Consider the following 19,031-nt stretch of genomic DNA (forward strand, 5'->3'; position numbering starts at 1 on the left):
CTTATTCTTCCATTTTCTTAACAATCATATTTTCGTTCATTTCTTCTTCAGATAAAAATGGTGTCAAGTCCTCAAGCGGAGGGCTCACCATTCGTCCATCTGGCAATTGCTTTCCCGAAGACTTTGGTTCAAAATTTTGGTCTTGACTACAAAATGCCTCACAAATCACTGGACCTTTTGTCGCAAATGTCTCACGCACAGCATCAAAGAGTTCCTCATTGTGCCTAGCTCGAATATAGGGATAGCCATAGGCTCTTGCCAACTTTTCCATATCTGGAAAACTTAGATCCTTGCTGTCTGGTCCAATGCCAACCAATGGTTTATCTGAGAAGAATTTACTCTGTGTCTGTCGAATGCTGTGATAACCGCCATTGTTGATTAAGAAAATCTTTAATGGCATTTGATGATGAATAATGGTCTGTAACTCCTGAAGATTCATTTGAATACTTCCATCTCCCGTCACTAAAATGACATCCTCCAGATATTCTTTTCCATCCTCGTTGGCCATGCAGGCACCAATGGCCGCTGGCAGGTCATAGCCCATCGAAGCAATGGCAGAATTGGAAATAAATCGTTGCCCTTTTTTAATGATATAGGAATGACCACCTACTACACAAGCTGAGCCATTGCCCACCACTGTAATTTGATTTTCTTTGGCTTGCGTGCTGATTTCATGAATGAACGCATAGACATTGGCATCTTTGTTTGGATTTGGAAGGAGATACTCTGGCTTACACACAGGATATTTCTCTCTCCAATGCTTGCAAGTCTCTAGCCAAGCCATTCCTTTAATGCCCTCTCCTTTGTGATCTTGCCAAATTGGAACAGGCTCATCTTTTAATTCCTCAAGCATCACTTCTAATAGATCCTTGCAATCTGCATGAATTGGCATATCCACATGGAGCGTTGGCTTTTTTAATTCCTCCTCATCAATGTCATTGACTATCGTATAAGCCTCCCTCGCCCAGGCTTTACAGTTAAATCCCACCTGTCGAAGGCTCAATCTGGAACCCACTGAAAAGACTAGGTCTGAATTTTGCACAGCAAAATTTCCTGGTCGGTCACCAAAATTTCCTGGTCGCCCTGCATAAAGTCTGTGCTCATCCCAGAGACAATCCTCACTGTCCCAGCCAACAACGACAGGAATTCCTAACTTTTTTGCTACAGCAAGAAATAATGAATGTGCTCTGGCAATGCGAATTCCATTTCCCGCATTAAACACAGGTCTCTTGGCATTGCGAATTTTTTCAATAATTTTTCTTGCCACTTCTTTGCTCACTTTTTTAGGCAATTTTTCTCTTTTTTCTCCATTGCCAGCCTCATCCTCAGGAATGGCATGGACATTTTTATTTTTATTTCCCCAACCATCTCCTCCAGCCTCATAGTCAGCCCTGTCAAAACCAATCAGTTCATCTTCTTCCACATATGCTCCCTGTACATCGAGTGGAATGTCCAACCAACTTGGTCCTGGTCTTCCACTTTCTGCCAAGTACAATGCCTTCTCCAGACAGAAACGAATTCGCATAGGGTCAATGACCATCTCCGCATACTTTGTCATACAAGAAACAGCCCTACAGATATCAAATTCTTGATCTCCCATAGCCCGAATATCCACACCTGAACTTCTTGCCGTCCAGTCATAGCGCACCTGTCCAGAAAATACAATCATCGGAATGGAGTCCAGCCAACCACCAACGACACCTGTCAGTGCATTGGTTCCGCCTGGGCCTGTTGTCACACACAAGACAGCCATCCGATTATTAATTCTCGCATAGCACTCCGCAGCCATAGCTGATGCCTGTTCATGATGATTGTAGGTCATCGTCAATCCCGACTGATGTCCGAAGCCATCATTGAGATACATTGCCCCGCCACCCGTCACACTAAAGCCACGAACAATCCCATGCTCTACTACTTTTTTTGCAATATAGGTACTGACTTTTATTTTCATAAATAAAATCCTTTCCGCTATCGCAGACTTTTCCCACGATAAACTAGCCATCTTATTATATCATAAGAAAATCTCTCTGAAAACTAAACATTTCGACTTGCTTACCGACTCTTACAATGTTCTTACTATCCTGCAACAGCCCTTTTATTTCCAAAAAAAGATGTTATAATAGGTTTGAAATAGAGGAAGGGAGGGCAATACAATGTACAAATTTGTAAAAACATTGATTTTCACTGCTGCCTTTTCCATGTTCGCTGTAGTTCCCGCATTTGCATCACCTGAACATGCCAAGACTGGCAATTTCAGTTGGGTAACAACCAATAATTCTTGGGTTGCTTACAATGAGCAAGGAGGTCTAGCAACAGGATGGATCAAGTACCATGACAATATTTATTATCTCAATAAATCTGGTGTGATGAAAACGGGTTGGATTAAGGAAGATAATAACTGGTACTATCTCAAAGAGGATAGCGGGGAATTAATTACCAACCAATGGGTAGATAATTATTATCTCGATGCAACAGGAAAAATGGCTAAGATCCGTTAGGGTCTTAGCCATTTTTTCATGCCAACAAAATATAGGCCAACATAGAAAACATCACTTGCACAATGGCAAATCGGAAGACAATTTGCGTCTTTGACCAATTTCGATTGGCTTGATTTTTTCTAACCTCATCATGAAGGGGAGTTCTTGTATTTGCCAAAATTCTAATCTTTAAAAAGCGAAGCAAAAAGATTTTTGCCAATCCCAATCCACCATCAAGAATTAGTACAATGGCAAACAATAAAAAACTAAAGGGATGTCTCGATTTCATGGCCAGCACAGCAATAAAAAAGCCAAATGCTCTTGATCCGGCATCTCCCATCAACATTGTACTTGGCAATGTATTAAAACAGAGATACGCTAGCATTGCCCCAATGAGGATTACACTGTAGCCCACATAATTTCCCAAGTTTTTTCCAAAAATCACCAAAAATGAACCAATGGTAATGATAACCAGTGTCGTACAAAGTCCATCGATGCCATCTGCACAGTTGGTGACATTGATACTCACCCAAATTAAAATAATACCCAAAATTGCATAGAGCAATGGATGGAGTGTGAGTGTCCAATGAAAAAATTGAATTTCTGTGCCATTCCAATGAATAAAGGACACGACATAAATAATGGAGATTCCTAGATCAATCGCCCCCTTCTTATAATCGCTCCAAGGCGTATCTGAGGCATCATCTAAATATCCACTCATCATGACGGCAAAAATCAAAATCAAAAAAATAACATATTCTGGGCTGACCTCGGCAAACAAAAGTCCTGTGACAATAAAGGCAATAATGATGACCAATCCCACACCACGCAATTTTCCCTTTGATTGGTCTCCACCCTCAACAAAGGCCTTTCCCTGATCTAGTGGAAGAAAAGAAAATCGTCTATTTAACGCAATAAAAGTGAAGACCCACGATACCAAAAAGCCAATCGCTGCCACTCGATGAGCTCCAATCTGATTCCCTAAAAGTGATAAAAACATTATTTTGTTTCTCCTGCAGATTCACTGTACATTTCCTGACTCATACTCAAAATATCTGACAATGTTGCCTGATCTGATAATGAAAACGCCTTATCAAGCTGTGTACGCATCTCATTGACTACCTCGTCACTGGTGGCCTGTTCAATCTGCTCTTCAGAAACATTTTGATTGCTCACCTTTGCCGCATGCTTGGTTACTTGAATCAGAAAATATTTGGCCACTTCCTTTTGTTTTGTTTCATCTGCCTTCTTCCAATCTTCCTGCTTCCACAACAGATAGGTCTTCTCATCCTTTTTGCTTGTCTGTACCGTTGAAGTTTCTTCCTTCGTTGTTTCTGTTTCTGTACTCTGTGCCACTGCTGTCGATGTCTCTACCATTGTTGATGTCTTAGTCACTGCTGTTGTCTGTGAAGTGCTTTCTGTCTGTGCAATGCTTGTCTCTGTCGCACTCTCCTTTGATGTTTCTGTCACTGCTGTATTTTTTTTCTGACAGCCAACAGCAAGAAGCATCATTCCAGCAAAAATTGCTGCTGATAAAATTTTCTTTTTCATGCTTTCCTCCTCTCAGTAAACAACAAAAAAAGTACAGGTGGGAGCAATATTGCCACCACGCCTGCACTTTTAAAATCTACCAATCATGAATTAAACTAATTCAAACAGAACTTCCATAGCGGCATCGCCCTTGCGAAGACCAATCTTAACGATTCTTGTATAACCACCATTGCGATCTGCATACTTAGGAGCGATCTCGTCCATAAGCTTAGAAGTCACATCAATCTTCTTTGTAGCCTTCTTCTTACCAGCTGCCTTTGTTGGTACCTCTGTTACATCATAGAGAACAGCTGCAATCTGTCTTCTCGCATGAAGTCTTGAAGGTCTATCCTTCTTGATTTCCTTCTCTACCTCATCATAGACAGTTACCTTCTTGCCATCTACAACTTCCTTTACTCTCTTGCCATTCTCGTCCTTGCGAGCAACCTTAGCTGTTACCTTTACAGTGTCGAAGTTGTCCTTCTCCTTTGCAGCAAGTGCGATTAGTGGCTCAACGATCTTTCTTACTTCCTTAGCTCTAGCCTCAGTTGTAATAATCTTACCGTTTACCAAAAGTGCTGTTACCTGGTTTCTCAATAATGCCTTTCTCTGTGATGATGTCTTAGAAAGTTTTCTGTACTTAGCCATTGTTATTTTTTCCTCCATTTGGAACGCATATACACGCTAGTTCGGACTTACTGTATATGCAATTATCGTATCTAAAAATTAGACTTCCTCACTTGGATTGAGCTGAAGTCCTAATTCCTTCAACTTTGCAAGCACTTCCTCTAAAGACTTGCGACCAAGGTTTCTCACCTTCATCATATCCTCTGGTGTGCGATTGCAAAGCTCCTCTACTGTATTGATTCCTGCACGCTTTAAGCAATTGTAGGAACGAACAGAGAGCTCAAGTTCATCGATATTCATCTCGAGAACTTTTTCCTTACCATCATCTTCTTTCTCGACCATAATCTCTGCTGATTTTGCATTTTCAGAAAGGTCAATAAAGAGATTAAGATGTTCGCTCAAAACTTTAGCAGCAAGGCTAACTGCCTCATCTGGAGCCAAAGTTCCATTGGTGACAACATCTAAGGTAAGCTTGTCATAGTCTGTGATTTGACCAACACGAGTATTCTCCACCAAGAGATTCACTCTCTCCACTGGTGTGTAGATAGAATCTACGGCAATCACTCCGATTGGCAAATCCTCATTCTTATTCTTATCTGCGCTGACATAGCCGCGACCATTGGTGATGGTCAATTCCATATAGAATTTTCCCCCTGACAATGTCGCAATAACCTGATCCTTATTGAGGATCTCAATATCCGGGTCACATTGAATGTATGCCGCTGTAACTACACCCTCGCCCTCAAAATCAATATAAGCAGTCTTTGGTTCACTGCTTGAGCTATGATTCTTGATGGCCAAGCTCTTGACATTCATGATAATTTCTGTCACATCTTCCTTGACACCCTGGATAGATGAGAACTCATGCAAGACACCGTCAATCTTTACCTGGCTGACTGCTGTTCCCGGGAGGGATGAGAGCATAATTCTTCTCAAGGAATTTCCTAGAGTTGTGCCATAACCTCTCTCCAACGGCTCACAAACAAATTTACCAAATCTCTTATCACTAGATATCTCTGCAATCTCAATGTTTGGTTTCTCAAAATCGAACACTAAAGTCCCTCCTTTACGCTATACCCAATACAAAAATGATAAGCTTCCCTATGTAAACATTATGCAAGCACAAAAAATGCTTGCATAATGTAAACGAATACTTAATTATTTAGAGTACAACTCGACGATAAGAAGTTCGTCAACTGGAACATCGATTTCTTCTCTTGTAGGTAATGACTTAACGCTACCCTTAAGAGCTTCCTGATCAGCATCCAACCATGCTGGAACCATACGGCCAGCTGTCTGCTCTAATACTTCCTTATATCTTGCTGAAGACTTCGCCTTCTCCTTGATCTCAATAACATCTCCTGCCTGAATAAGATAGGAAGGAATGTTCACGCACTTGCCATTGACAAGCACATGCTTGTGGTCAACGATCTGACGAGCCTCTTTTCTTGTTCTACCAAATCCCATACGGAAAATGACATTGTCAAGTCTTCTCTCCAAAAGAATCATAAGGTTCTCACCTACCTGACCCTTCATACGAGAAGCCTTTGTATAATAATTTCTGAAAGGTTTCTCCAACACGCCATAGATGAACTTTGCCTTTTGCTTTTCACGAAGCTGAAGACCATACTCACTCATCTTACGGTTGGCTCTCTTTAATTCTCTGTTTGATTTCTTATCAATACCGATATACACAGGATCAAGCCCGAGCGATCTGCATCTTTTAAGAACGGGAACTCTATTAACTGCCACTTTTAGTACCTCCTATTAGACTCTTCTGCGTTTTGGTGGACGACATCCATTATGTGGAACAGGTGTTACATCCTTGATACTTGTTACTTCAATACCACATGCGGAAAGAGCACGGATCGCAGCCTCACGACCTGAACCTGGTCCCTTCACCATAACATCTACTGATTTTAAGCCATGTACTAAAGCTGCCTTTGCTGCAGTCTCAGCAGCCATTGAAGCTGCATATGGAGTAGATTTCTTTGAACCTCTAAATCCAAGACCACCAGCACTTGCCCAAGATAATGCATTACCCTGAGTATCAGTCAATGTAACAATTGTATTGTTGAATGATGACTGAATATGTGCCTGTCCACGTTCAACGTTTTTCTTTACGCGCTTTTTAGTCACCTTTTTGGTGGACGCTTTACTTGCCATTAAACTAACCTACTTTCTTCAAATGTTGATACGTTCCTGTTATTAAAACATGCAACGTGTTATTTCTTCTTGTTTGCTACTGTCTTTCTAGGTCCCTTACGAGTTCTAGCATTGGTCTTTGTCTTTTGACCACGAACAGGTAAGTTCTTTCTATGACGAATACCACGATAGCAACCGATTTCCTGAAGTCTCTTGATGTTCATTGCGATTTCTCTACGAAGATCACCCTCTACAACCTGAGTCTCAGCGATTACTGCTGCAATGTTCTTAACCTCGTCATCTGTAAGATCCTTTACTCTCGTGTTTGGATCTACACCAGCCTCAGAAAGAATACGATTAGAGCTTGTAAGACCAATACCATAAATATAGGTAAGTCCAATCTCTACACGTTTTTCTCTCGGTAAATCAACGCCTGCAATACGAGCCATTGTGTTGTCTTCCTCCTTGTATTATTTTACTTTTCTGAAAAGCAGTGGGATTATCCCTGTCTCTGCTTATGCTTTGGATTCTCACAGATTACTCTGATAGATCCTTTTCTCTTAATTACCTTGCACTTTTCGCACATAGGCTTAACTGAAGATCTGACCTTCATTGCAATTCTCCTTTCCTGGATACCAACAAAAAGTCGCTAGAATAGTATAGCACCAGGGCTTATAATATGCAAGCAAATCTTTGTTTTTATTTATCTCTCCAAATAATTCTTCCCTTAGAAAGATCATATGGTGATAACTCAATTGTCACTTTATCCCCTGGCAAAATGCGAATGTAATTCATTCTCAACTTGCCACTGATATGTGCAAGCACCTGATGACCATTCTCAAGCTCTACCTGAAACATGGCATTTGGCAATTTCTCTACTACTGTTCCTTCAATCTCTATTACGTCTGATTTAGACATTTAAAAACCCCCAAGTTTTAAGGAAATATTTCACTTCCTCGTCCCTGACTTCTCCAGAAAGTATTTTTTCCTTCAATGGATTGTCGTTTACCTGCTGCACTTGTATGTGCTTCTTATTTTTTTTCTTCGGAGCACTAACGCCCTTATGCTTGCCGTCGCAGACCCAGACGATGTCACCCTTTGCTTTCACAATTAAATATACACTATCTTTGTCATGTCCTGCAAGCGATTTTGCTACATTTCCAACTTCGCAGCTCACCATAACTTCCCCTTAAGATCTCAAAGAGAGAATTTCTGGCTCACCTTCTGTAATCAAGATGGTGTTCTCATAATGTGCTGAGAGAGAACCATCTTCTGTGACTACTGTCCAATCATCATCTAACCATGCAACTTCTGGGCGTCCAATATTAATCATTGGCTCAATCGCCAATGTCATTCCAGGCACCAATTTAATGCCCTTGTGGTTCATTCTGAAATTTGGCACCTCTGGATCTTCATGGAGATGTGTTCCAATTCCATGTCCAACCAAATCTCTGACTACCCCATAGCCTAAGCCCTGAGCATAGTCTCCAATCGCACCACAAATATCATTAAGATGATTGCCGGCCTTGGCATTTTTCAGTCCTTCGTAGAATGCGTTTCTGGTCACCTCAATCAATTTCTTTGCTTCATCTGAAACATTGCCAATTGCATGAGTTCTTGCGGCATCAGAATGATAACCTTTCCAGATCACGCCTGCGTCCAGGCTTACGATGTCACCATCTTGCAAATATCTCTTCTTTGATGGGATGCCATGCACAACCTCATCATTTACAGAGACACAAATCGATGCTGGATAGCCATTGTAATTGAGAAATGATGGAACACAACCAAAGGAGCGAATAATCTCATCTCCAAGCTTGTTGATTTCCCAAGTCGTCATTCCCTCATGCAATGCCTTTTCCAATTCTTCATGTGTCTTTGCAAGAAACACTCCTGCCTCTTTCATCAGTTCAATTTCTCTCTCCGACTTAACTGTTACTGCCATTTTATTCTCCCAATATATTTACAATATCAACAAAGACATCCTTTAAATCCTTTGTTCCGTCTACGCTATGTAAAATTCCCGCCTTGCTATAGTAGTCAATCAATGGCTGTGTCTGGGCGTGATAAACTTCCAATCTCTTTTTCACTGTTTCTGGCTTATCATCGTCACGAAGCACTAATTTAGCCCCACACACATCGCAGGTATCTTCCTTCTTTGGTGCATTGTACACAATATGATAGGTCGCACCACAGGATACACAAGCTCTTCTTCCACCCATACGCTGTACAATGTTGTCGTCTGGAACATCGACATCAATCGCATAGTCAATCTTTTCTCCTCTGCCACTGAGTGCCTGTGTCAAGCTATCTGCCTGTGGAATAGTTCTTGGAAATCCGTCAAGAACATATCCTTTTGTACAATCAGCCTCATCAATTCTGTCCATCAACATCCCAATGGTAATCTCATCTGGAACAAGGGCACCCTTGTCCATAAACTCCTTTGCCTTCTTTCCAAGCTCTGTACCGGCCTTAATATTGGCACGGAAAATATCCCCTGTTGAGATATGTGGTATACCATATTTCTCTGCAATTTTCTTCGCCTGAGTACCTTTTCCTGCACCCGGAGCGCCAAGCATTATAATCTTCATATAACCTCCAGACTAGCGTAGAATCATTTTTCTATATGTATGCCGATAGCTCCGGCAAAATTCTTCGCCTGAGCCCATCGTCATCTATTTAAATTAATCCATCAAAAATCCCTTGTAATTTCTTACAAGCATCTGAGACTCAATGGCCTTAATTGTCTCTAATACAACACCTACGATAATAATCAAGGATGTTCCTGTAAAGGATAACTTAGACACTGAGAATACACCAGAAATAATGATTGGGATAATTGCCACAACCAAAAGTCCTGCTGCTCCGATAAAGATGATATAATTTAAAATTTTATTCAGATAATCACTGGTTGGCTTTCCTGGGCGAACACCTGGGATAACACCACCCTGCTTTTTCATGTTATTTGCAACTTCAAGTGGATTGAATGTAATCGAAGTATAGAAGTATGCAAAAAGAACTACGAGTATCACATATACTAATGCACCAAGTGAATAGATATATCCGACTTCCTTATTGAACCAACTTGATGTGCTCAAAAGTCTCAATATCTTTCCAGCTGGTGTTGCGTAGTTGATATTGGCAAATTGTGCAATAACTACTGGGAACGACATCAACGAAGAAGCAAAAATAACGGGCATAACACCTGCTGTATTTATTTTCAGTGGAATATGTGAACTCTGTCCACCAACCACTCTTCTTCCCTGCATCTTACCAGAATATTGTACTGGAATTCTTCTCTCCGCATCCTGAAGAATAATTACGAAAACTGTCATTGCCAAAATACAAGCAAAAATAACAAGTCCCAAAACCACCTTCATTGCCATTGACTTACCGGAGAGAAACTTTGTATATAAAGTACCTAAATCCTGTGGGATGGAAGAAAGGATATTAAATAGGAGCACAATGGAAATACCATTGCCCACACCCTTATCTGTAATTCGTTCACCAATCCACATCAAAAAAGCACTTCCGGCTGTCATCGTGCATACTGCGACTATCACACTCTTTGGTCCATAGTGAATCAAAAGCCCCTGCTTTCCGAAACCAATGGACATCGCTACGGACTCAATGAGTCCGAGCGCCACCGTGACATATCTTGTATACGCCACAATCTTTTTTCTTCCGTCTTCTCCATCTCTTTGCATCTCTTCCAATGCTGGAACAGCAATGGTCAAAAGCTGAATGATAATGGAACTGGTGATATATGGCGTAATGCTCAAGGCGAGTACACTCATTTGTTCAAAGGAACCACCAGTCATCGCATTAAAGAATCCGAAAGCATCTCCACTCTGCTTTGCAAAAAATTCACGAAAATAATTTGTATTTACACCTGGGATTGGAAGACTGCTACCCAAACGAATAACCACCAACATTAAAAATGTAAATAGCAACTTTTGACGCAATTCTTTGATTTTAAACGCATTACGGAGTGTACTAAACATATTAGATCACCTCGCAAGTTCCGCCAGCAGCTTCGATCTTGCTCTTAGCTCCTTCACTTACAGCATTAACCTTTACAGTGAGCTTCTTTGTGAGCCCACCATTGCCAAGAATCTTTACGCCATCGCGCTCATGCTTAATCACACCAGCCTCAAGCAATGTTGCAACAGTAACCTCTGCACCATTCTCAAAGCACTCAAGAGCAGATACATTGATTGCAACAATGTCCTTTGTGTTGCGATTTGTAAATCCTCTCTTAGGAATACGTCTATACAAAGGCATCTGTCCACCTTCAAAACCTGGTCTTGGAGCTCCTGAACGAGCCTTCTGTCCCTTATGTCCCTTACCAGCTGTCTTACCATTTCCTGAACCATGTCCACGGCCACGTCTGAAGTTGTCGCTGTGCTTAGAACCCTCTGCAGGTCTTAAGTTAGATAAATCCATCACTACACCTCCTTCTCTATATTATACTTCTTCTACCTTTACAAGATGTCTTACATGCCAAACCATGCCCTTAACAGCATCATTGTTTGGAAGCTCAACTGTCTTGTTCAATTTCTTAAGTCCAAGAGCCTCAACGGTTGCTCTTTGCTTTGGAATAGCACCGATAGGGGACTTAACCAATGTGATCTTTAACTTATCTGCCATGATGTTTCCCTCCTATTATGCTAAAATCTCTTCAATAGACTTTCCACGAAGTCTTGCAACTTCCTCTGGAGTCTTGATACCTGTAAGTCCTGCAAGTGTAGCAAGTACTACATTTGTCTTGTTGTTTGATCCCAATGACTTTGTACGGATGTTTCTGATACCTGCAAGCTCCACAACGGCACGTGCTGGACCACCTGCGATGATACCAGTACCTTCAGGAGACTTCTTCATCAACACGCTTGCGCTGCCGAACTTTCCTGTTGTGTCGTGGAAAACACTTCCGTCCTCATTAATATTGATCTCTACAAGGTTCTTCATTGCTGCTTCCTTGCCCTTGCGAATAGCCTCTGGGACCTCGCCTGCCTTACCAAGGCCTGCACCCACATGGCCATTGCCATCGCCTACAACTACAAGAGCAGAAAACTTCATTGTGCGTCCACCTTTTACGGTCTTAGATACACGCTTAATAGCTACGACTCTGTCATTTAATTCCAATTTGCTTGGATCGATGATTGTGCGTTTCATGTATTTTTTCTCCTCCTCTTAGAATTGTAAGCCAGCTTCACGAGCAGCATCTGCAAGTGCCTGAATCTTACCCTGATAGAGGAATCCACCTCTGTCAAATACTACTGTGTTGATGCCCTTTTCAATTGCTCTCTTTGCAACCAATGTACCCACATAAGCGGCTGCCTCAACATTGTTTGTCTTCTCAATCTCTGCCTTTACAGCCTTCTCTGCTGTTGAAGCACTTACTAAAGTATTGCCAACTGTATCGTCAATAATCTGAGCGTACATATGGTTGTTACTTCTGAATACTGCCAAACGTGGTCTCTCAGCTGTTCCTGACAAACGATTGCGTAATCTCTCGTGCTTCTTTACACGAAGCTCGCTCTTAGACTGCTTGCTAACCATTATTCTACCCTCCTATTATTTCTTACCAGTCTTACCGACTTTGCGTCTGATTGTCTCAGTTGCATACTTAATTCCCTTGCCCTTATATGGCTCAGGTCTTCTCTTATCTCTGATCTCTGCAGCATACTGACCAACTCTTTCCTTGTCAATACCCTGAACCTTGATAATGTTCTGTCCATCAAGTACAGATGTGATTCCCTCTGGATCTACCATCTCCACTGGATGTGAGTAACCAAGAGAAAGAACAAGCTTGTTGCCCTGCTTTGCTGCTCTGTAACCAACACCATTTACCTCAAGAACCTTCTCATAACCAGCGGTTACACCAACGATCATGTTGTGGATCAATGTTCTTGTCAAACCGTGCAATGACTTATTTCTCTTTAAATCATTTGGTCTTGTAACTACAATCTCTTCACCTTCCTGCTTGATTGTCAACTCTGCAGGTAATGTTCTCTCAAGAGTTCCCTTAGGACCCTTTACAGTCACATGGTTATTTTCTGCAATCGTAACAGTAACGCCTGCTGGGATTGCGATAGGCATTCTTCCTATACGTGACATGCCGTCTACCTCCTTAAATTCATCGTGGGGCTTTCGCCCCATGTTTTCAGGTTATAAATTACCAAACAAATGCCAAAACTTCACCACCAACGCCAAGCTCTCTAGCCTTCTTGTCTGTGATTACGCCCTGATTTGTTGAAATAATTGCTGTTCCAAGTCCACCCAATACTCTAGGTAACTCTTCCTTGTTTGCATAAATACGAAGACCTGGCTTAGAAATTCTCTTGATGCCACTGATGATTCTTTCTGTCTTATCTGCATTGTACTTTAATGTGATGCGGATTGTCTGGAAAGCACCGTCTTCAATGAGTTCATATTTCTTTACGTAACCTTCATCGACCAAAATGTTAGCGATAGCTACTTTCATCTTTGATGAAGGAATGTCAACTACGTCGTGCTTTGCAGTATTTGCATTACGAATTCTTGTCAGCATATCTGCAATCGGATCGCTCATTGTCATGGATATTGCCTCCTTAAAATTAATCTAAATTATATTCTTCACACCGCCTTGTGCCGTGTGCTTATAGCCTCTGTTTACCAGCTTGCTTTCTTGACACCTGGAATCTGTCCCTTGTAAGCTAACTCACGGAAGCAAATTCTGCAGATACCATATTTTCTAAGATAAGCGTGTGGACGACCACAGATCTTACATCTGTTGTACTCTCTTGTAGAGAACTTCGCTGGGCGTGCCTGCTTAATCTTCATCGAAGTCTTTGCCATGGATATCCCTCCTGATTATTTTGCAAATGGCATATTGAATAATGTCAAAAGTTCACGTGCTTCTTCATCTGTGTTCGCTGTTGTAACGAAGATAACGTCCATACCACGAACCTTGTCTACCTTATCGTACTCAATCTCAGGGAAAATCAACTGCTCCTTGATGCCAAGTGCATAGTTTCCTCTGCCATCAAATGCGTTAGGATTTACACCTCTAAAGTCACGTACACGAGGTAATGCAAGGTTGATCAAGCGATCTGCAAACTCGTACATCTTATCTCCACGAAGAGTTACCTTACATCCGATTGGCATACCCTCTCTCAACTTGAAGTTTGCGATTGACTTCTTAGACTTTGTAACCACTGGCTTCTGTCCGGAGATGATCTCTAAATCTCTGATTGCGGAATCAAGAATCTTTGCGTTCTCCTTAGCCTCACCGACACCCATGTTGATGACGATTTTGTCAAGCTTTGGAACCTGCATCATATTCTTATAACCGAACTTCTCTGTCATCTTTGCGACGATTTCGTTCTTATATGTATCTCTAAGTCTTGCCACTTTTCTTCCTCCTCTCCGAATTAGTTGATTGTCTTTCCGGTCTTCTTAGCAAAGCGAACCTTTTTGTCGCCTTCCATTCTAAAGCCAACTCTTGTTGCCTGGCCATCAACCACAAGCATAACATTAGAAATGCTTACTGCACCCTCTTTTGTTACAATTCCGCCCTGCTGATTTGCTGCATTTGGCTTAGTGTGCTTTGTCTGCATATTGCAGCCTTCAACAACAACCTTGTTCTTCTTAGTGTCTACGCTTAAAACTTTACCTGTCTTGTCTCTATCCTTACCTGATATAATCTTTACCAGATCGTCTTTTTTAATTTTATGCACAGTAGACACCTCCTTATAATACTTCCGGAGCAAGAGATACAATTTTCATGAAGTGCTTTTCACGAAGCTCTCTAGCAACCGGTCCAAAGATACGAGTTCCCTTTGGAGTCTTGTCATCTTTGATAATTACTGCTGCATTCTCATCGAATCTAATGTATGAACCGTCCTTACGACGAGTGCTGTTTACTGTTCTTACAACAACAGCCTTAACAACATCGCCCTTCTTTACAACGCCACCTGGTGTTGCATCTTTGACGGAAGCGACGATTACATCGCCGATATGAGCATATCTTCTTGTTGAACCACCCATAACACGGATGCAAAGCAATTCCTTTGCTCCAGTATTATCAGCGACCTTCAATCTTGTTTCCTGCTGGATCATGCTGAATACTCCCTTCCTAACGAATATTATTTTGCCTTCTCAATAATCTCTACAAGTCTCCATCTCTTATCCTTAGAGATTGGTCTTGTCTCCATAATCTTTACTGTATCGCCGATGCCACACTCATTCTTCTCATCATGTGCCTTGAACTTCACAGTCTTCTTAACGATCTTACCGTATAGAGGATGCTTTACATGATCCTCAATCGCAACAGTGATTGTCTTGTCCATCTTGTCACTGACAACCTTGCCGATTCGTGTTTTTCTAAGATTTCTCTCCACGTTCTATCTCCTTCCGGCTTACGCCATCTTCGCATTCTCAGTAATAACTGTCTGAATTCTCGCAATGTTCTTACGAACCTGGGTAATCTTGGCTGTATTGTCAAGCTGACTTGTTGCGTTTTGGAAACGCAAGTTAAACAGCTCTTTCTTAGCGGAAACTAATTCTTCTTTTAACTCTGCTACTGTCTTACCCTTTAATTCATTCACATACTTATTAGTTTTCACTCTTCTCACCGCCTTCTAAATCTGCCTTGGAAACGATCTTGCATCTGCAAGGAAGTTTGTGCATTGCCAGACGAAGTGCCTCTCTTGCTGTGTCCTCAGGAACGCCAGCAATCTCAAATAACACACGGCCTGGTTTAACAACTGCTACCCAATACTCTGTTGAACCTTTTCCTGAACCCATTCGAGTCTCAGCAGGCTTTGCTGTGACTGGCTTATCTGGGAAGATCTTGATCCAAACTTTACCACCACGCTTGATATAACGTGTCATAGCAACTCTGGCTGCCTCGATCTGATTTGATCTGATCCAGCAAGGATCAAGAGAAACTAAACCGAATTCACCATTGGAAATCTTATTTCCTCTAAGCGCCTTACCAGCCATAGATCCACGGAACTGCTTTCTGCGCTTTACTCTCTTAGGCATTAACATATTACTTTACGCTCCCTTCCTTTGTATTTGACTTTGCTGGAAGTATTTCGCCCTTATAGATCCAAACTTTAACTCCAACCTTACCGTATGTGGTATTTGCCTCAGCAAAACCATAATCAATGTCTGCACGAAGTGTCTGAAGTGGAATGGTACCCTCTGAGTAGAACTCTGTACGAGCCATATCAGCACCACCAAGACGACCTGAACAGCAAGTCTTGATACCAAGTACACCTGACTTCATACTTCTGCTCATTGTTGACTTCATTGCTCTACGGAAAGCAATACGATTTTCCAACTGCTGTGCAATGGACTCTGCAACTAACTGTGCATCTCTATCTGGTCTCTTAATTTCCTTAATGTCAATAAATACCTTCCTTGTTGTGTACTTACTAACTTCTACCTTTAACTTCTCAATCTCTGCGCCGCCCTTACCAATGACAACACCTGGCTTAGCTGTGTGAATAATGATCTTCACTTTGTCTGACGCACGCTCAATTTCAATATCTGAAACACCGGCACTGTACAGCTTCTTCTTTAAGAATTTTCTGATGTTGTAATCTTCAACGAGATAATCAGCAAAATCAGCTTCTGCGTACCATCTTGAGCCCCAGTCTTTGATAACACCGACTCTAATGCCATGTGGATTAACTTTCTGTCCCATTTTTTGCCTCCTCTAATTATCTTTCGTCAAGTATTACAGTGATATTGCTCATTCTCTTCTCAATTCTATAAGCTCTACCCTGTGCTCTTGGTTTTACTCTCTTCATAATTGGACCATCGCTTGCGAAGCACTCTGCAACATAAAGTCTCTCTGGGTCCATATGATTGTTATTCTCAGCATTTGCAACAGCTGAACTTAATAACTTCTCGATAACGCTTGAAGCATATCTAGGATTGTATGTTACGATAGCCAATGCCTCAGCAATATTCTTTCCACGAATTGCATCCAAAACAAAACATGCCTTCTGCACTGGTACTCTAGCATAAGAAAGCTTTGCAGACGGTCTCTTATCCTTTACTGCATTTCTTTCTCTCTTAAACTGGGATCTATGTCCTTTAGCCATTGATGAAACCTCCTTTCAAACCTTTCTTATTATCTTGCTGCCTTCTTATCGTCGCCCTTATGACCTCTGTAAGTTCTTGTCGCTACGAACTCACCAAGCTTATGTCCAACCATATCCTCTGTAACATATACTGGAACATGCTTTCTGCCATCATGAACTGCGATTGTGTGGCCTAACATCTGTGGGAAGATTGTAGAACGACGAGACCAAGTCTTGATAACACTCTTATCATTGCTCTTGTTCATCTCATCGACTTTCTTTAATAAACTCGCATCTGCGAATGGTCCCTTTTTAAGTGAACGTGACATTTGTCTTCTCTCCTCCTTTATTTCGTAGCGCCCTTACCGTCTCTTCTTCTTACGATAAGCTTGCTTGACTGCTTCTTGTTATTTCTTGTCTTAAGGCCAAGAGCTGGCTTGCCCCAAGGTGTAACAGGGCCTGGACGACCAATTCCTGTCTTACCTTCACCACCACCATGTGGATGGTCATTAGGGTTCATAACAGATCCACGAACTGTAGGTCTAATACCCATATTTCTCTTTCTTCCGGCCTTACCAATCTTTACAAGAGAGTGCTCACCATTGCCTACAACACCAATTGTTGCACGGCAGATCATTGGAACCATACGCATCTCGCCTGATGGAAGACGAAGTGTTGCGTACTTACCTTCCTTTGCCATAAGCTGAGCTGCATTACCAGCAGAACGAACGAGCTGTCCGCCCTTTCCTGGATAGAGCTCGATATTGTGAATCTGTGTACCAACTGGGATGTCAGCAAGCTGTAAACAGTTACCAACCTTTGCCTCTGCTGTGGAACCATTCATCACTGTCATACCAACCTTAAGTCCCTCTGGAGCAAGGATGTATGCCTTAGCACCATCTGCATAGCAGATCAATGCAATATTTGCTGTTCTATTTGGATCATACTCGATTGTAACAACCTTAGCTGGAATACCGTCCTTGGCATTTCTCTTAAAGTCGATCAATCTATATTTTCTTCTGGAGCCGCCTCCATGATGTCTTACTGTAATCTTACCCTGGTTATTACGTCCTGCATGCTTCTTCAATGAAACAACGAGTGACTTTTCTGGTGTTGACTTTGTAATCTCAACAAAGTCTAAACCTGTCATATTACGTCTGGACGGGGTATAAGGGCCATACTTTTTAATTCCCATTGTATTCTCCTTCTTCCTTTATCACGGTTTTACCGTATAGTCAAAAATTCCTACAGTCCCTCAAAGATCTCGATATCCTTGCTATCTGCTGTCAACTGAATAATAGCCTTCTTTGTCTTTGCAGTCTTACCTGTGGTCAAACCACGGCGCTTGTTCTTTCCGTCAAGGTTCATTGTATTTACAGAAGAAACCTTTGTTCCTGGGAACATCTTCTCTACAGCTTCCTTGATCATTGTCTTGTTAGCCTCTGTATGTACTAAGAAAGTGTACTTCTTATCAGCCATACCAGCCATGCTCTTCTCTGTAATTACAGGCTTGAGGATTACATCATAGTATTTAATGTCTGCCATTATGCGTATACCTCCTCGATTGTATTTACTGCAGCCTTAGAAGCAATAACTGTGTTGTACTTTAAGATGTCATATACATTGATTGTCTTAGGAGAAGCTGTCTTCATTCCCTTGATATTTCTTGTTGAAAGCACTGTATTTGTCTCACCCTCACTGACAACGACAAGACCCTTATTGATCTTTAAGTTATTGAGTGTCTGCTGCATCTTCTTTGTCTTGATCTCGTCCATCTTAAAGTCGTCAACGACAATGAACTTATTCTCATTTACTCTGCTTGTAAGAGCGCTCTTTAATGCAAGTCTTCTCTCTTTCTTATTCAAAGTAATTGTGTAATCTCTAGGTGTTGGTGCGAATACAACTCCGCCACCCTTCCACTGTGGTGATCTTGTTGATCCCTGGCGAGCATGACCTGTTCCCTTCTGCTTCCAAGGCTTTCTTCCTCCACCGCTTACTTCGGAACGGGTCTTTGCCTTTTGTGTTCCCTGACGCTTATTTGCAAGCTGTGCAACTACTGCTAAATGTACAAGGTGCTCATTCACATTTACACCAAAAATTGCATCATTTAACTCTAATGTGTCTACTTCTTTACCGTTAATATCGTAAACAGATACCTTAGCCATCTGTGCGT

General features: G+C 41.6%; 34 protein-coding genes. 1 reads left to right on the forward strand and 33 read right to left on the reverse strand.

From position 1 onward, the window contains the following. Nucleotide 1: 1 nt before the first annotated feature. Nucleotides 2-1,951: a thiamine pyrophosphate-binding protein gene (locus J5A74_01590; GenBank protein QUI96071.1), complete on the reverse strand. Its 1,950-nt coding sequence runs from the start codon at nt 1,949-1,951 to the stop codon at nt 2-4. 247 nt (nt 1,952-2,198) lie between these two features. Here J5A74_01590 and J5A74_01595 point away from each other — a divergent pair, with 247 nt between their 5' ends. Beyond that, the gene (locus J5A74_01595; protein QUI96785.1) at nt 2,199-2,498 is read left to right on the forward strand and encodes a choline-binding protein A; all 300 of its coding nucleotides are present in this window, start codon (nt 2,199-2,201) and stop codon (nt 2,496-2,498) included. Between the two features lie 16 nt (nt 2,499-2,514). Here the strand turns inward: J5A74_01595 and J5A74_01600 are convergent, their stop codons facing one another. The 32 genes from J5A74_01600 to rplD all read right to left on the reverse strand — a co-directional run bounded on the left by J5A74_01600 (nt 2,515) and on the right by rplD (nt 19,023). After that, complete coding sequence (locus J5A74_01600; protein QUI96072.1) at nt 2,515-3,477, reverse strand: phospho-N-acetylmuramoyl-pentapeptide-transferase; 963 nt, start codon at nt 3,475-3,477, stop codon at nt 2,515-2,517. Further along, the gene (locus J5A74_01605; GenBank protein QUI96073.1) at nt 3,477-4,028 is read right to left on the reverse strand and encodes a hypothetical protein; all 552 of its coding nucleotides are present in this window, start codon (nt 4,026-4,028) and stop codon (nt 3,477-3,479) included. Before J5A74_01605 ends, J5A74_01600 begins: the two co-directional genes overlap by 1 nt. Before the next feature lie 90 nt (nt 4,029-4,118). Next, nucleotides 4,119-4,655, reverse strand: coding sequence for a 50S ribosomal protein L17 (locus J5A74_01610; protein ID QUI96074.1), 537 nt, complete (start codon nt 4,653-4,655; stop codon nt 4,119-4,121). A 78-nt stretch (nt 4,656-4,733) separates the two neighbouring features. Further along, a complete protein-coding gene (locus tag J5A74_01615) occupies nt 4,734-5,687 on the reverse strand; it encodes a DNA-directed RNA polymerase subunit alpha (protein ID QUI96075.1) in 954 nt (317 codons plus the stop codon). 105 nt (nt 5,688-5,792) lie between these two features. After that, nucleotides 5,793-6,386, reverse strand: a complete 594-nt coding sequence (gene rpsD, locus J5A74_01620) for a 30S ribosomal protein S4 (protein ID QUI96076.1) — start codon at nt 6,384-6,386, stop codon at nt 5,793-5,795. 15 nt (nt 6,387-6,401) lie between these two features. Further along, nucleotides 6,402-6,800, reverse strand: a complete 399-nt coding sequence (gene rpsK / locus J5A74_01625; protein QUI96077.1) for a 30S ribosomal protein S11 — start codon at nt 6,798-6,800, stop codon at nt 6,402-6,404. A gap of 59 nt (nt 6,801-6,859) precedes the next feature. Next, nucleotides 6,860-7,228, reverse strand: a complete 369-nt coding sequence (gene rpsM / locus J5A74_01630) for a 30S ribosomal protein S13 (protein QUI96078.1) — start codon at nt 7,226-7,228, stop codon at nt 6,860-6,862. Between the two features lie 50 nt (nt 7,229-7,278). Beyond that, on the reverse strand, nt 7,279-7,392 hold the full coding sequence (gene rpmJ / locus J5A74_01635) for a 50S ribosomal protein L36 (GenBank protein QUI96079.1): 114 nt from the start codon (nt 7,390-7,392) through the stop codon (nt 7,279-7,281). An 86-nt stretch (nt 7,393-7,478) separates the two neighbouring features. After that, complete coding sequence (gene infA / locus J5A74_01640; GenBank protein ID QUI96080.1) at nt 7,479-7,697, reverse strand: translation initiation factor IF-1; 219 nt, start codon at nt 7,695-7,697, stop codon at nt 7,479-7,481. Further along, nucleotides 7,690-7,956 carry a KOW domain-containing RNA-binding protein gene (locus J5A74_01645; protein ID QUI96081.1) on the reverse strand — a complete coding sequence of 89 codons (267 nt, stop codon included), beginning with the start codon at nt 7,954-7,956 and terminating at the stop codon, nt 7,690-7,692. Before J5A74_01645 ends, infA begins: the two co-directional genes overlap by 8 nt. Nucleotides 7,957-7,968: 12 nt before the next feature. Then, nucleotides 7,969-8,724, reverse strand: a complete 756-nt coding sequence (map, locus tag J5A74_01650) for a type I methionyl aminopeptidase (GenBank protein QUI96082.1) — start codon at nt 8,722-8,724, stop codon at nt 7,969-7,971. Between the two features lies 1 nt (nt 8,725). Next, on the reverse strand, nt 8,726-9,370 hold the full coding sequence (locus J5A74_01655; GenBank protein ID QUI96083.1) for an adenylate kinase: 645 nt from the start codon (nt 9,368-9,370) through the stop codon (nt 8,726-8,728). 93 nt (nt 9,371-9,463) lie between these two features. After that, nucleotides 9,464-10,783, reverse strand: a complete 1,320-nt coding sequence (gene secY / locus J5A74_01660) for a preprotein translocase subunit SecY (GenBank protein QUI96084.1) — start codon at nt 10,781-10,783, stop codon at nt 9,464-9,466. 1 nt (nt 10,784) lies between these two features. Beyond that, the gene (gene rplO / locus J5A74_01665; GenBank protein QUI96085.1) at nt 10,785-11,225 is read right to left on the reverse strand and encodes a 50S ribosomal protein L15; all 441 of its coding nucleotides are present in this window, start codon (nt 11,223-11,225) and stop codon (nt 10,785-10,787) included. 21 nt (nt 11,226-11,246) lie between these two features. Continuing rightward, nucleotides 11,247-11,429: a 50S ribosomal protein L30 gene (rpmD, locus tag J5A74_01670; GenBank protein ID QUI96086.1), complete on the reverse strand. Its 183-nt coding sequence runs from the start codon at nt 11,427-11,429 to the stop codon at nt 11,247-11,249. 15 nt (nt 11,430-11,444) lie between these two features. Next, nucleotides 11,445-11,954, reverse strand: a complete 510-nt coding sequence (gene rpsE / locus J5A74_01675) for a 30S ribosomal protein S5 (protein ID QUI96087.1) — start codon at nt 11,952-11,954, stop codon at nt 11,445-11,447. 18 nt (nt 11,955-11,972) lie between these two features. Then, nucleotides 11,973-12,341, reverse strand: coding sequence for a 50S ribosomal protein L18 (rplR, locus tag J5A74_01680; GenBank protein ID QUI96088.1), 369 nt, complete (start codon nt 12,339-12,341; stop codon nt 11,973-11,975). Between the two features lie 15 nt (nt 12,342-12,356). Further along, nucleotides 12,357-12,899 carry a 50S ribosomal protein L6 gene (rplF, locus tag J5A74_01685; protein QUI96089.1) on the reverse strand — a complete coding sequence of 181 codons (543 nt, stop codon included), beginning with the start codon at nt 12,897-12,899 and terminating at the stop codon, nt 12,357-12,359. Nucleotides 12,900-12,957: 58 nt separating this feature from the next. Next, complete coding sequence (gene rpsH, locus J5A74_01690) at nt 12,958-13,359, reverse strand: 30S ribosomal protein S8 (protein ID QUI96090.1); 402 nt, start codon at nt 13,357-13,359, stop codon at nt 12,958-12,960. A gap of 74 nt (nt 13,360-13,433) precedes the next feature. Next, on the reverse strand, nt 13,434-13,619 hold the full coding sequence (locus tag J5A74_01695; protein QUI96091.1) for a type Z 30S ribosomal protein S14: 186 nt from the start codon (nt 13,617-13,619) through the stop codon (nt 13,434-13,436). Between the two features lie 15 nt (nt 13,620-13,634). After that, nucleotides 13,635-14,174, reverse strand: a complete 540-nt coding sequence (gene rplE, locus J5A74_01700; protein ID QUI96092.1) for a 50S ribosomal protein L5 — start codon at nt 14,172-14,174, stop codon at nt 13,635-13,637. A 20-nt stretch (nt 14,175-14,194) separates the two neighbouring features. Further along, nucleotides 14,195-14,500, reverse strand: a complete 306-nt coding sequence (gene rplX, locus J5A74_01705; protein ID QUI96093.1) for a 50S ribosomal protein L24 — start codon at nt 14,498-14,500, stop codon at nt 14,195-14,197. A gap of 13 nt (nt 14,501-14,513) precedes the next feature. Next, entirely contained in the window at nt 14,514-14,882 is a 369-nt protein-coding gene (gene rplN / locus J5A74_01710) for a 50S ribosomal protein L14 (protein ID QUI96094.1), read from the reverse strand. A 26-nt stretch (nt 14,883-14,908) separates the two neighbouring features. Further along, a complete protein-coding gene (gene rpsQ, locus J5A74_01715) occupies nt 14,909-15,163 on the reverse strand; it encodes a 30S ribosomal protein S17 (protein QUI96095.1) in 255 nt (84 codons plus the stop codon). An 18-nt stretch (nt 15,164-15,181) separates the two neighbouring features. Continuing rightward, entirely contained in the window at nt 15,182-15,388 is a 207-nt protein-coding gene (rpmC, locus tag J5A74_01720; protein ID QUI96096.1) for a 50S ribosomal protein L29, read from the reverse strand. After that, a complete protein-coding gene (gene rplP, locus J5A74_01725; protein QUI96097.1) occupies nt 15,378-15,815 on the reverse strand; it encodes a 50S ribosomal protein L16 in 438 nt (145 codons plus the stop codon). The genes rpmC and rplP overlap by 11 nt, the downstream gene beginning before the upstream one ends. A gap of 1 nt (nt 15,816) precedes the next feature. Beyond that, entirely contained in the window at nt 15,817-16,476 is a 660-nt protein-coding gene (gene rpsC, locus J5A74_01730; GenBank protein QUI96098.1) for a 30S ribosomal protein S3, read from the reverse strand. Between the two features lie 16 nt (nt 16,477-16,492). After that, on the reverse strand, nt 16,493-16,879 hold the full coding sequence (gene rplV / locus J5A74_01735) for a 50S ribosomal protein L22 (GenBank protein ID QUI96099.1): 387 nt from the start codon (nt 16,877-16,879) through the stop codon (nt 16,493-16,495). A gap of 29 nt (nt 16,880-16,908) precedes the next feature. Further along, nucleotides 16,909-17,187 carry a 30S ribosomal protein S19 gene (rpsS, locus tag J5A74_01740; protein QUI96100.1) on the reverse strand — a complete coding sequence of 93 codons (279 nt, stop codon included), beginning with the start codon at nt 17,185-17,187 and terminating at the stop codon, nt 16,909-16,911. A gap of 17 nt (nt 17,188-17,204) precedes the next feature. Then, a complete protein-coding gene (gene rplB, locus J5A74_01745) occupies nt 17,205-18,053 on the reverse strand; it encodes a 50S ribosomal protein L2 (GenBank protein QUI96101.1) in 849 nt (282 codons plus the stop codon). A gap of 50 nt (nt 18,054-18,103) precedes the next feature. Beyond that, nucleotides 18,104-18,403 (reverse strand): 50S ribosomal protein L23, encoded by a 300-nt coding sequence (rplW, locus tag J5A74_01750; protein ID QUI96102.1) that lies wholly within the window; start codon nt 18,401-18,403, stop codon nt 18,104-18,106. Next, nucleotides 18,403-19,023 (reverse strand): 50S ribosomal protein L4, encoded by a 621-nt coding sequence (gene rplD, locus J5A74_01755; GenBank protein QUI96103.1) that lies wholly within the window; start codon nt 19,021-19,023, stop codon nt 18,403-18,405. The genes rplW and rplD overlap by 1 nt, the downstream gene beginning before the upstream one ends. Between the last annotated feature and the right edge of the window lie 8 nt (nt 19,024-19,031).

The organism is Lachnospiraceae bacterium oral taxon 096 (assembly GCA_018141845.1).
Lineage (GTDB): Bacteria > Bacillota > Clostridia > Lachnospirales > Lachnospiraceae > F0428.

What these genes read in the sequence shown, in the direction of transcription:
- J5A74_01655 (QUI96083.1), bottom strand. Translation starts at nt 9,370, where the DNA reads ATGAAGATTATAATGCTTGGCGCTCCGGGTGCAGGAAAAGGTACTCAG.
- rpsH (QUI96090.1), bottom strand. Translation starts at nt 13,359, where the DNA reads ATGACAATGAGCGATCCGATTGCAGATATGCTGACAAGAATTCGTAAT.
- rplB (QUI96101.1), bottom strand. Translation starts at nt 18,053, where the DNA reads ATGGGAATTAAAAAGTATGGCCCTTATACCCCGTCCAGACGTAATATG.
- J5A74_01600 (QUI96072.1), bottom strand. Translation starts at nt 3,477, where the DNA reads ATGTTTTTATCACTTTTAGGGAATCAGATTGGAGCTCATCGAGTGGCA.
- J5A74_01610 (QUI96074.1), bottom strand. Translation starts at nt 4,655, where the DNA reads ATGGCTAAGTACAGAAAACTTTCTAAGACATCATCACAGAGAAAGGCA.
- rplN (QUI96094.1), bottom strand. Translation starts at nt 14,882, where the DNA reads ATGATCCAGCAGGAAACAAGATTGAAGGTCGCTGATAATACTGGAGCA.
- rpsM (QUI96078.1), bottom strand. Translation starts at nt 7,228, where the DNA reads ATGGCTCGTATTGCAGGCGTTGATTTACCGAGAGAAAAACGTGTAGAG.
- rpmJ (QUI96079.1), bottom strand. Translation starts at nt 7,392, where the DNA reads ATGAAGGTCAGATCTTCAGTTAAGCCTATGTGCGAAAAGTGCAAGGTA.
- rpmD (QUI96086.1), bottom strand. Translation starts at nt 11,429, where the DNA reads ATGGCAGATAAGTTAAAGATCACATTGGTTAAGTCCCCTATCGGTGCT.
- J5A74_01595 (QUI96785.1), top strand. Translation starts at nt 2,199, where the DNA reads ATGTTCGCTGTAGTTCCCGCATTTGCATCACCTGAACATGCCAAGACT.
- rplW (QUI96102.1), bottom strand. Translation starts at nt 18,403, where the DNA reads ATGGCAGACATTAAATACTATGATGTAATCCTCAAGCCTGTAATTACA.
- rpsK (QUI96077.1), bottom strand. Translation starts at nt 6,800, where the DNA reads ATGGCAAGTAAAGCGTCCACCAAAAAGGTGACTAAAAAGCGCGTAAAG.
- J5A74_01695 (QUI96091.1), bottom strand. Translation starts at nt 13,619, where the DNA reads ATGGCAAAGACTTCGATGAAGATTAAGCAGGCACGCCCAGCGAAGTTC.
- rplO (QUI96085.1), bottom strand. Translation starts at nt 11,225, where the DNA reads ATGGATTTATCTAACTTAAGACCTGCAGAGGGTTCTAAGCACAGCGAC.
- rplP (QUI96097.1), bottom strand. Translation starts at nt 15,815, where the DNA reads ATGTTAATGCCTAAGAGAGTAAAGCGCAGAAAGCAGTTCCGTGGATCT.
- rpsE (QUI96087.1), bottom strand. Translation starts at nt 11,954, where the DNA reads ATGAAACGCACAATCATCGATCCAAGCAAATTGGAATTAAATGACAGA.
- map (QUI96082.1), bottom strand. Translation starts at nt 8,724, where the DNA reads ATGGCAGTAACAGTTAAGTCGGAGAGAGAAATTGAACTGATGAAAGAG.
- rplR (QUI96088.1), bottom strand. Translation starts at nt 12,341, where the DNA reads ATGGTTAGCAAGCAGTCTAAGAGCGAGCTTCGTGTAAAGAAGCACGAG.
- rplV (QUI96099.1), bottom strand. Translation starts at nt 16,879, where the DNA reads ATGGCTAAAGGACATAGATCCCAGTTTAAGAGAGAAAGAAATGCAGTA.
- rpsS (QUI96100.1), bottom strand. Translation starts at nt 17,187, where the DNA reads ATGTCACGTTCACTTAAAAAGGGACCATTCGCAGATGCGAGTTTATTA.
- rplF (QUI96089.1), bottom strand. Translation starts at nt 12,899, where the DNA reads ATGTCACGTATAGGAAGAATGCCTATCGCAATCCCAGCAGGCGTTACT.
- secY (QUI96084.1), bottom strand. Translation starts at nt 10,783, where the DNA reads ATGTTTAGTACACTCCGTAATGCGTTTAAAATCAAAGAATTGCGTCAA.
- infA (QUI96080.1), bottom strand. Translation starts at nt 7,697, where the DNA reads ATGTCTAAATCAGACGTAATAGAGATTGAAGGAACAGTAGTAGAGAAA.
- J5A74_01590 (QUI96071.1), bottom strand. Translation starts at nt 1,951, where the DNA reads ATGAAAATAAAAGTCAGTACCTATATTGCAAAAAAAGTAGTAGAGCAT.
- J5A74_01605 (QUI96073.1), bottom strand. Translation starts at nt 4,028, where the DNA reads ATGAAAAAGAAAATTTTATCAGCAGCAATTTTTGCTGGAATGATGCTT.
- rpsC (QUI96098.1), bottom strand. Translation starts at nt 16,476, where the DNA reads ATGGGACAGAAAGTTAATCCACATGGCATTAGAGTCGGTGTTATCAAA.
- rplD (QUI96103.1), bottom strand. Translation starts at nt 19,023, where the DNA reads ATGGCTAAGGTATCTGTTTACGATATTAACGGTAAAGAAGTAGACACA.